Source organism: Colwellia sp. (assembly GCF_013214175.1).
GTDB lineage: Bacteria > Pseudomonadota > Gammaproteobacteria > Enterobacterales > Alteromonadaceae > Colwellia.
In genome coordinates this window covers 106,854-117,447 of record NZ_JABSPA010000009.1, presented here as the reverse complement: position 1 = coordinate 117,447, position 10,594 = coordinate 106,854, and the positions used below count along the sequence as shown (strand labels likewise).

Annotated in this window: 10 protein-coding genes and 1 pseudogene; 5 read left to right on the top strand and 6 right to left on the bottom strand. The window is 38.5% G+C overall.

The annotated features are described in order from the left end of the window. Positions 1 to 224 precede the first annotated feature (224 nt). Positions 225 to 935 (top strand): ABC transporter ATP-binding protein, encoded by a 711-nt coding sequence (locus tag HRT55_RS18365; protein WP_291623557.1) that lies wholly within the window; start codon positions 225 to 227, stop codon positions 933 to 935. Between the two features lie 305 nt (positions 936 to 1,240). Here HRT55_RS18365 and HRT55_RS18360 read toward each other — a convergent pair whose 3' ends face one another. Both HRT55_RS18360 and HRT55_RS18355 read right to left on the bottom strand, forming a co-directional pair. Beyond that, positions 1,241 to 1,543, bottom strand: coding sequence for a diguanylate cyclase (locus HRT55_RS18360; protein WP_291623555.1), 303 nt, complete (start codon positions 1,541 to 1,543; stop codon positions 1,241 to 1,243). Positions 1,544 to 1,548: 5 nt separating this feature from the next. Then, the gene (locus tag HRT55_RS18355) at positions 1,549 to 1,935 is read right to left on the bottom strand and encodes a hypothetical protein (RefSeq protein ID WP_291623553.1); all 387 of its coding nucleotides are present in this window, start codon (positions 1,933 to 1,935) and stop codon (positions 1,549 to 1,551) included. A gap of 803 nt (positions 1,936 to 2,738) precedes the next feature. On the opposite strand from HRT55_RS18355, the gene HRT55_RS18350 reads away from it, so the two are divergent. After that, a complete protein-coding gene (locus HRT55_RS18350; protein ID WP_291623551.1) occupies positions 2,739 to 3,101 on the top strand; it encodes a response regulator in 363 nt (120 codons plus the stop codon). 175 nt (positions 3,102 to 3,276) lie between these two features. Here HRT55_RS18350 and HRT55_RS18345 read toward each other — a convergent pair whose 3' ends face one another. Together HRT55_RS18345 and HRT55_RS18340 are read right to left on the bottom strand one after the other, a co-directional pair. Beyond that, positions 3,277 to 3,687 carry a CBS domain-containing protein gene (locus HRT55_RS18345; RefSeq protein WP_291623549.1) on the bottom strand — a complete coding sequence of 137 codons (411 nt, stop codon included), beginning with the start codon at positions 3,685 to 3,687 and terminating at the stop codon, positions 3,277 to 3,279. A gap of 345 nt (positions 3,688 to 4,032) precedes the next feature. Then, the gene (locus tag HRT55_RS18340; protein WP_291623547.1) at positions 4,033 to 4,362 is read right to left on the bottom strand and encodes a VF530 family protein; all 330 of its coding nucleotides are present in this window, start codon (positions 4,360 to 4,362) and stop codon (positions 4,033 to 4,035) included. Positions 4,363 to 4,641: 279 nt separating this feature from the next. Between HRT55_RS18340 and HRT55_RS18335 the strand changes: the two are divergent. Further along, a pseudogene (locus HRT55_RS18335) lies at positions 4,642 to 4,809 on the top strand (integrase); the annotation flags it as partial. 109 nt (positions 4,810 to 4,918) lie between these two features. On the opposite strand, the gene HRT55_RS18330 reads toward HRT55_RS18335, so the two are convergent. Then, positions 4,919 to 6,091, bottom strand: coding sequence for an NAD/NADP-dependent octopine/nopaline dehydrogenase family protein (locus tag HRT55_RS18330; RefSeq protein ID WP_291623545.1), 1,173 nt, complete (start codon positions 6,089 to 6,091; stop codon positions 4,919 to 4,921). 308 nt (positions 6,092 to 6,399) lie between these two features. Then, complete coding sequence (locus HRT55_RS18325; protein WP_291623544.1) at positions 6,400 to 7,473, bottom strand: NAD/NADP-dependent octopine/nopaline dehydrogenase family protein; 1,074 nt, start codon at positions 7,471 to 7,473, stop codon at positions 6,400 to 6,402. Between the two features lie 937 nt (positions 7,474 to 8,410). On the opposite strand from HRT55_RS18325, the gene HRT55_RS18320 reads away from it, so the two are divergent. Beyond that, positions 8,411 to 9,388, top strand: coding sequence for a DUF1852 domain-containing protein (locus HRT55_RS18320; RefSeq protein WP_291623542.1), 978 nt, complete (start codon positions 8,411 to 8,413; stop codon positions 9,386 to 9,388). A 67-nt stretch (positions 9,389 to 9,455) separates the two neighbouring features. Beyond that, positions 9,456 to 10,505, top strand: a complete 1,050-nt coding sequence (locus HRT55_RS18315; RefSeq protein WP_291623540.1) for a methionine synthase — start codon at positions 9,456 to 9,458, stop codon at positions 10,503 to 10,505. The last annotated feature ends 89 nt before the right edge of the window (positions 10,506 to 10,594 follow it).

Here is a 10,594-nt window from a genome sequence, read left to right as displayed (position 1 = left end):
CGTCATAGGGATGTGACTTATTAGACAATGCAGACGGTACAGGAAGTACCTTATTAGATAATGCAGGAGCAATTATCCTGAGCATATTGTCCTGATGTTAGAGTGTCACCTCATATACTTAATGACTAAGGATATAAATGCATTTCCAATCAATTTAGGTATAATTCCTAACTAAGTAATTTTTATATTTTTTATCCAAAACAATCGCATAACCGAGCGTATCAATGACAACTCCCATCATTAAAATACAGCAACTAAACAAGGTATTTAGCACAGATGACATGCTCACCCATGCTCTGCTAGACATAGACATTGAAATTCAGCAAGGTGAGTATATTTCCATTTCTGGCCCCTCGGGTTGTGGAAAATCCACCTTGTTATCTATTATGGGGCTATTAGATTTCCCCACCACAGGTAGGTATTTTTTCGAAGGTGTAGATGTCACTAAACTCAGCTTGGAACAGGCTGCCGCTATCAGAAATACAAAAATCGGCTTTATCTTTCAGCAATTTAACCTGATAGATGAATTAAGTGTCTATGCCAATATTGCTCTGCCATTACGCTACGCTAAGCATCCAGCTAGTGATAAAAAAATAAAGGAAAAAGTTGACCATTGTTTGGATATTGTTGGTATGACAGCCAAAGCTGGACATAGGCCAACACAACTCTCTGGTGGTCAACAACAATGTATTGCGATTGCTCGCGCCCTCGTCGCTGAACCCTCTATTTTGTTAGTTGATGAACCAACGGGTAATCTGGATTCAAAAAGTAGTGACCAGATCATGGCGACTCTTGAGACGTTAAATAACCAAGGAACCACCCTCTGCGTAGTCACTCACGACATACGCTATGCTGAAATGGCAAAACGTAAAGTCTATCTGCTTGATGGTCAGATATTAGGTCAAACTCGCTTAGATCAACAAGGTCTGTTTTAAGTGTCTGGGCTAACTAAATAACGGGTCACCGTGGAGTTATAAATCCTGAATGGATAATTTGACTTATGCAGGAACAGAATCATCATACAAAATATATCTCTGTTTGTGCCTCATTCCGAGATAGCACTAACCGTCACTATTTAACACAAAGAAGACCCTTTCCTTAATGTAAAAATACTACCTAATAGACTTCTTAATTAACGGAAGTGGACAATCTTTTATTTTTGAACTGAAGCTATCGACCGTTCAGTACCTAAGCTTAAAACATTTGCTAGAACTAGATAAATCATGAAGTTTATAAGGCATTAGCAACAAACTTTATTTTTTCCACTTTCCTTCGCTTGATATAACTTCTCATCAGCGCCCTTTATGAGAACAGAAATATCGAGTTCATTTCGTCTCTGAGTCAAACCTGAGCTTATCGTTATGTTTGAATCCAATTCAGAAAACTCAAGTGCAGCAACCGCTTTACGAACCCTTTCTGCTATATTAAGCGCTACTTGGCCCTGTCGTAAATTTACCATACCTCGGAGTTCGTATGTTGAACCAACGTCCTTTGCTGGTAGTTCATTGGTTGGTTGTAAGGTTAACTTGTCGAGCAAAGTCATTGCTTCTATATAATTACCTGCAAATAAGTGAATGGCTGCACTGCATTGTTCAAAGTCATATAAACAGCAATATTATTATGCTTTTTAGCTAAGGATATGTGATTTTTAAGGTATTGATGTACTGACTTAAACTCTGCTTCAGTATTGGGATCAAAAAAAAGGCATTTAAGTCGATGGTATTTTTGCTGTATTTGATAGGGTTGATTGTCAGCTAGTTTTTCAACTTCTAAAAGAAGTCTGCCCTTTTCTAATCTAGAAAATTTACCACTGAGTATTTCAGTAGTTAAAACATCAATTTGTCCACTAATATTAGCTTGAGCGAAAGCATGTCCGGGTAGGATAAAGAGTAAAGCAGTATAAAAAACGATTAAAATTTTATGTGGTATGTTCAAATTAGCACTGAGGAGGTGTTGTTTAGCTATAACTTAATCATATCAAATGACTAATCGCAAATGATACATTCAATTAGTGTAAATAATAGTTCATAAAAACAGTTTTAAGCTCTTGCTCTGCAAGCTTAAATTTCGGTTCATAACCTAGTAACTCTGTCTTATTTAATATCCTCTTTTAGCGACCAATTGACCTAAGTAGCAACAGATAGCTAACCTCTCCTTTGCGCACCAAGAAACCATTAGTGGTGAACTATTTTTCACTATTCATTGGTTAAAATCTAAGGTTCACTTTTACCATAAAAGAAACGAAATTTATTTGCTTAAATCATTCAAACATAGGTTCACTATCGAAGCAGGTATCAACATTTTAAAAACTGTTCACATTCTGTTTGTCGAACAGTGATAAATAAGTTTTTTCAATAGAAATCTTTATTTTTATCACAACAAAAAGATCAACTTATGAATGTTATTTATAATTATACATTTCACCTAAAACTAAACTATTGTTAGGAATAGTAATTATTTGTGAACTATTTTATCGTTGCGCTCACTTTAAATATTGTCAAAATTTGGACTATTCGAGAACAAGGGTGTGGTTATAATAATGTTGGTTGGTTGGTTGGTTGCTATCAACTACTATTAGAAATTATACCGGAAATCATTTAAGCAAGTGTAATTTATGATACGGCGGTAATACCTTTTTCAGATGCTAAATTGACAGAAGAGGAAGCTCTTTATATTTTTTAATATAGACTGCTTTAGTTCACATTACATTTATCAAAAACAACAAAGGACTTAGTATCATGGGTAAACGGATTCTGGTGGTCGACGATTCTAAAGCAATGCACTACATACTAACAGTCAATTTAGAGTCCTTTGGATACAATGTTGTAGAAGCTGAAGATGGCTTAGATGGGTTATCTAAAGCAAGAAATAATAAATTTGACTTAATTCTTACTGATATAAACATGCCAAATATGAATGGCTACGAACTGATTAAATGTCTTAGAGTTGAAAAAAAATATCAATATATTCCAATATTAGCGATCTCAACAGAGAGTTGCGCTACAGCGAAGAAGCAAGGGAAAGAAGCCGGAGCAACAGGTTGGATAGTTAAACCTTTTGATCCTGACAAGCTTGAAATCACGTTAAAAAGGGTGCTTTAACCTAAGCTTGTTTTTATTTGCAGATTTTCCATTACTGAATGTTAGCTATCAACCATAAAGCTGCTCTAATCCTACAACACTATTTTTTGTCCCCTTTGAGCACAGACTTGCCGTAAAAAACATCTCACTTTGTGCCCCATGCGAGTTAGAAACTATAAATTTAAGGCCCGAATACTTAACCGCTACACTTGTTGTCGATTTGCTCAAGTAGTTTCTCGAGTACGCAGCGGCGCTGCACCAGCCCGACCACTTTGCCTTCCTCAACCACCGGCAGTACCCTGCGATTGTTGTGCAGGAATTTCTCCGCTACATCGACCAGGTTGGTATTGGCACCGATCGATTCGACTTCAGTTGTCATCCGGTCGCGAACTAACTCGCCGATAGTCGAGAAGTAGCCACCCATCAGCGCACCGCGCATACAGTCAGCTTCAGACAGAAAGCCGATTAGAATGTTATCTGCATCAACCACCGGTGCACCGGACATACTGGCGGTTAGCAGCTGGCGCAGGGCGACGATCACCCCGCTATCGGGACGAAATGATAACGGTGAACTGTCCATGATGGTTTCAGCGATGATGGTCTGCATGTTAGGCTCCTGAAGCGGTGGGTCGCTCGTTTGGGTATTGTTGATTGTTATTTGTTGTCGAATGATAGAAAGCAACAGCCGTGCCATCTATTGCATATAAAAATTAACTCTTTTATTACAAAGAGTTAGTTTTTTATACAACAAAAAAAATAACCACTGTCTGGTAATATATAGCGGTTACCGGGTTGAAGGGGTCTTCTTTGCACCGAAATGGTGCTGTCCGCCAAGGCGTGCATGCGGGGGATAAGACAAAACTGCTAGAGGAATGTGATTGTTAAGCAATGTCAGCTGTAGATCAAAACATACTAAAATTTTCAAATACTAATGTCTTCAGTGTGGCATAGTCTATTTGTTTTTGGATGTTGGCCAAACAAAGGGAGCGGGCTTGGTGGAAGTCGTTTCTGCTACTGCTGTTTTCTGGGCGAGTATCCCCCTGATTAATTTCCCCGTTTCTTTATGCTTACTACAAAATGTTTTTAGGTATAAAATTTCAACTCTACTGCGTGCCCAAGGGGTTGTACGCAGAAATTTCAAACTTGATTTAAGACGCGGTTTATTGGTAAAACAACGAATATTAAGCATCTCACCCATCTTATCCCAACCAATTTTCTTCTCCAGTTCGGTGAGAATCTGTTCAAGTTTCACGCCGTGTAGCGGGTCATTACTTTTATTCATAGTCTACCTAAAATCAAAAATAGCATTGTAACAAGTTTCCTAAATATTGACAGGCTTATGCGTTTAACTGACGTAAAAGTGCACCAAAAACTTTATGGAAAAGCTAATATCCTCAGTGAGCTTGAAGCGGACGTTAGGATTAACAAGTTGCTAACTTCCGCTTTGGCACAATTCTGAACATTAGCCACAGCCATACTTATAGTCCTTTAAACCATAGGAGCACTATTATGTATGACATGATTCCATACCCCCAAAAAATCTAGCTGGAATAAAGGAAAACTGGTTGGTCAAAAACGTCCCCTAAAACTTGAGGAAATTTGGTCTATTAGAACAAGGCTTGATTTAGCAAATAATTTACGTGAATTAACAATGTTTAATTTGGCTCTAGACTGTAAATTAAGAGCATGTGATTTAATTAAGCTTAAAGTGATGGATATTGCTCATGGCAAAAAGACTTCACTTTTATGATCACTATCTTAGGGATAGCTGACCTTAAAATAAATTGGTTTGTGTAGTGAGGAGGTAAGGATAAAATTTATACTTACCTCCTCCTTCATTATGCAATCAATTTTTTGATTGGTACTATACCGTCATTGACAAAAGATAATAGGTCCTCTGTTGATAATGCACCTAAACCTAATGAAGTTAAGGTTCTTCCTTCTTTATAAAAATCTCTTTTTAAAATGCCACCACACATCTCTATTAAGCGATGACACTCAGGCACAGCAATATTCAATTTATCACCTAATGATGCTAATAAAACCAATCCCATAGGAACATCTTCTGTAATGTAACGATTATCAAAACTATAGGGACCTGGTGGTGATGATAATTTATAACTTTCAAATACATCTCTTGGGTTTTGCGTGAGATCTTCCTCGTTTCTAAATAAACAGGCCTCTAGATAAGGTATTGCTTCACATCCTAGTGCATTTAATACAGCCATTTTTTCCGCGTCTAATTTCTCTATCATCAACCATGCCATGTCTGTCGAAAGTGCGTCTCTGTACATATATGGAACTTCATCAGGATGGTGTTTTGCACAATACTCGAGCATCGGGTACATAACATACATGCCCACTGTGTGAACAATGATATTGGGATTATGTAGTGCTGATTCGAATATATGTTTTCGAACGTTGTTCATTTCAATGTTATAGGCAGGAAATAAACGGGAGGCAATGGCCATGCCTTCAGTAGTTCTTGAAGCTGGAAAAAATGATAGAGAGTTTCTGACATTTTTAAATAAGACTTTTACTGTACCAGGTGAGACTATTCTTGCATCATTAGGGGTTGATTCACCCTCAGCAAAGATTGGATTATTATCGCAAAATTGATGATAAAACAAACTTCCTGCGTATCCTGGGACTAACATGACCAATTGATCATCCTGAAAATACTTTGCAATCCGTTCAGCTAAAGCTTGATGGTATGTAGTTTGAATGAAAATCATCACAACATCTGCTCCCTCAATCGCTTCTTTGGGATCTCTAGTGATCATTTCCAAGGGTTGGAAAGTTTTTTCGGCATCATCGGCACTGTCGGTAAAATGGCCATTGTTGGTGTTATTGACGCAATATATTCCTTTATTGCTGACCATTGCTTCAAAGTGTTCATCATGTGTAATACGATTTGATGTCTTCAATAGTCTTACTTTATGTCCAGCCTCGGCAGCCATAAACGCACAAGCAGAACCTGCGTTACCAGCTCCAATTATGGTAATTTTCATTATTCTTCCTTTTAATGATTGATCTTATTTCAAAGGATTAAATACTCATCCTTTGAAAGCATAAAACAATAGAAATGTAGAATGTAGAATGTAGAATGTAGAATGTAGAATGTAGAATGTAGAATGTAGAATGTAGAATGTAGAATGTAGAATGCAGATGTGTGTTTAGAGTTAATTATCTAAAACGCTAGTTCAAACAGTACCTAATTCCAATAACTTAACCGATTACTACAGGTAGTAAAATGATCAGTGTGAATTTTGTGGTTGCATTATAGCGTATATTCTTGAAAGATGTCGGAATAGTTGAATTAAAGGCTGTAGAGTTCTGTTACTGACAGGCCCGCAATACCGAGTGATTCTGGTGTGCGTAGCGCCTCTGCTGCATAGTCACGATTCATCAGTACCGACGTGATCTGGATGATGGCATCAATGCTTGGAGTCTCTACGCCGATCTGCTTCGCCAACCCAGACATGAATACAAGACCGTAACCGACATCCTCATTAATATAACGATGATCAAGTTGTGGTTGGGCAGGAATACCCTGAAAACTAGGCGCATTTCGATAAGCTGAACCGTAGTTGTTTTCCCGCATATAGCCCTGATGTATGCCTATTTCCGGATCAGAGAGGATGGTAATACCCAGACGCTCGCCGATGGCAATTCTCTCCCGATCGACAGCCTCAATGAGCCGTCCCACAGAATCGCTCACACCTTCTTCGTAAAACAGAAAATCGCCAGCCCCTTCAATGCGTGCCGCGTTAGTCAATGATACGGCAGGGTGAATAACGGGGTTGGCATTTTGCAAACTGGTCTGGATCACGTTGTGTGCTGGTTCCATTCCCGGATATACATCCACAATCAATTGTAAAATCTCAGCGGTATGTCGGCTAGGCAGGGCCGCCAGAAGATTGCCAGCTTTCAATTTGAGAAATACATGCACTCTACCCGCTTCAAGTAGACGAACGGCATACTGAAGAGTATGGGTTTCCGCAATCAGTACAGAATAATCCTCAAGCTTCAGTCCAGCAGCTTGCTTGAATACTAGAGCACCTGCACAGGAGCCGGGGCTAATAATAACGGTTTGTCCAGGCTTTAGTTTGCCCGCACAGGCTTCACCGAAGGCTAATGTACTAAATGCAGGCCCTATGACATAAATAAGCTCGGCATCTTCCAACGCTTTATCGATGTCATGCCCTGCGTAGGCTACGGGGCTAAACCCAGAAAGTTCTCCTTCTGCATAGATACCGCCTTGCTTGGCTATCGCCTCGATATTACTGGGAAACTCTGGAAAATCAAAAAGCCTGACAGAATGCCCGTGATTGGCGTAATCGAAGGCTGTAACCGAACCACCTGCACCAGCTCCCAATATCGTTATATTCATTAGTTTTCTCCATATGAAATCGATTGAGTACGGGAATATATACGCCAAATTTATCAAGTTCAACAGGCATCAAAGACCTGTTTTAGGCTTGTATGCATTATTTTCAGATTTTACCTTGTATGTTTTATTGTATAACAAGGTCAGTTTAATGCACTCTTAAATGACGAACGCCAAATAAGTCTTTGATTATAGGAATAATAAAGCCCTTATCCTCAAAACCTCATACAAGTATGAGATTTAGGTCAGCTATATGATCGGAAATTTGACCTTTCATACCTGTTACTAACTATGCCCTCTTTGCGCACCAAGAAGTCATTAGCGGTGAACTAATTTTAACTATCTATTGGTTAAAAGTTAAGGCTCACTGTTACCAAAAAGCTTACCTAATTTAGGTGTAAATTTATCATAATAAATAATCCACTTTGCTATCAAGTCGGTGTTCTCGCTATTTATCGGCATGAATTAAACGTGCCATTTTGAGTCGTCTAACTTTATCTAGCAACTCAACTTAAATCGAAGAAGGTAGACGTTCAGTCATACTCTCATTTGAATAACTCCAAGTGAACGTAATTATTCTAAAGGGGGATTTGATCGATAATCAGTTTAAGACTAAAGGTGTGACCGTATAACACCGAAATGACTGGTAGCAATGCTCCAAAACTTACGAACAGAATAATCCATGAGCAAAGCTCATGTATCCATGAAATATAATCAATTTTATTCATGTAACGAACCACGTATAAAATACACTCTGCTTTTAACTTTAGACAATATTTCAGTTGCTTCTCAATTAAGCCTTTAGGCATAAACCCAAAACGGCTGTAAAGACTACTGACTGAGAAAATCAGTAACGAAGATTAGAAAGTATGGAAGGAGCAAGCAATACATTTAGGTTTTATCTCAAGCTTTTACCTCAGAACATAGGATACAGATCACAATGAATAAAGACTTTAAATTTACTATTAAGAGCATTGGTCTCGATGAAAATTATCACCCTTCAGACAATACGCGAATCACTACAAATTTTGCTAATTTGGCCAGAGGAAGCTACCGCCAAGCGAACTTACGCAATGCATTAAAGATGATCGACAATAGTTTTAATGCCCTAGCGCATTGGGATAACCCCAAAGGAGAACGATATTCTGTCGAACTTGAAATAGTTTCCGTTGATATAGATATTGAAGGGGGTGGTAAAGCATTTCCATCGATTGAAGTATTGAAAACAAATATTGTTGATCATAAAACGAACAAACGCATTGAAGGCATTGTTGGCAATAATTTTTCCTCGTATGTGCGAGATTATGATTTTAGCGTATTACTGCAAGCTCATAATAAGGGGCAGGCTCAGTTTAGCATTCCAGATAACTTTGGCGAACTGCATGGAAAAATCTTTCAGTCTTTTGTCAATTCAGATGTTTATAAACAACATTTTAATAAAACACCGGTTATATGTCTCAGTGTTTCGGATACCAAAACCTATCATCGAACTGAAAATCAGCATCCTGTATTGGGCGTTGAATACCAGCCAAATGAATCTTCTTTGACTGAGCAATATTTTAAAAAAATGGGCTTACAGGTTCGTTATTTTATGCCACCAAATAGTGTTGCGCCTTTGGCTTTTTATTTCTTTGGTGATTTACTGAATGATTACACTAGCCTTGAGCTTATAAGTACCATTAGCACAATGGGAACCTTTCAAAAAATTTACCGACCTGAGATTTATAATGCCAATGCTGTTGCAGGAAAATCCTATCAACCAAACTTGAAGAACCTGGATCATTCATTAACTCAAATTGTTTATGATCGAGCAGAGCGTAGCCAGTTGGCTAATCAGCAAGGGAAATTTGCTGAAGAGCACTTCATCAAACCCTATCAAGCTGTTCTTGAACAATGGTCTGCTAGTTACGTTCAATAGCTAGGTTCAAAAACTAGCTTCAATACTTACCTTAAATAAATTATCCAAATTTACGGCATCATCTATTATGAAAACTAATATTCTTAAAACACTATTACCTACTTCAACTGCAGGCAGTTTACCTAAGCCCTCTTGGCTTGCACAACCTGAGACACTTTGGTCACCCTGGAAATTACAAGGTGAGGAATTAATTGCAGGCAAACACGATGCGTTACGTTTGTCATTGCAGGATCAACAACAAGCAGGTATTGATATTGTCAGTGATGGCGAACAAACCCGCCAACACTTTGTCACTACATTTCTTGAGCACCTCAACGGCGTTGATTTTGATAAACGTAAAACCGTTAAAATTCGTGATCGTTATGAGGCAAGTGTACCAACAGTTGTTGGCCCTGTTAGTCGCCAAAAATCAGTGTTTGTTGAAGATGCCAAGTTTTTACGTCAGCAAACCAAGCAACCTATTAAATGGGCTCTGCCTGGTCCCATGACGATGATAGATACGCTTTATGATGATCATTATAAAAGTCGCGAAAAACTCGCCTGGGAATTTGCTAAAATCCTTAATCAAGAAGCCAAAGAGTTAGAAGCGGCTGGTGTTGATATTATCCAATTTGATGAGCCAGCATTTAATGTGTTTTTTGATGAGGTTAATGATTGGGGCATTGCTTGTTTAGAAAGAGCAATTGAAGGGCTTAAGTGTGAAACGGCTGTACATATTTGTTATGGTTATGGCATCAAAGCCAATACAGATTGGAAAAAAACCTTGGGGTCAGAGTGGCGACAATATGAAGAAGCTTTTCCCAAACTGCAAAAATCTAATATCGATATTATCTCACTAGAATGTCACAACTCTCATGTTCCTATGGAGTTACTTGAACTTATTCGCGGTAAAAAAGTGATGGTAGGGGCCATTGACGTAGCATCTGATACCATTGAAACACCTGAGGAAGTAGCAGATACCCTACGAAAAGCACTTAAATTTGTAGATGCCGACAAGCTCTACCCTTCTACCAACTGTGGCATGGCACCTTTATCTCATGAAGTGGCAAGAGGCAAGCTCAATGCTTTAACTGCAGGTGCAGAAATAGTCCGAAGAGAACTCTCGGCCAGTAACTAACCAATATAATAATGCTTAGTAGGGTTAGCCAAGCGCGTAACCCTTAATTGAGGCTAAAAATCATAGGGGGCATACCATTTACTGTTCAA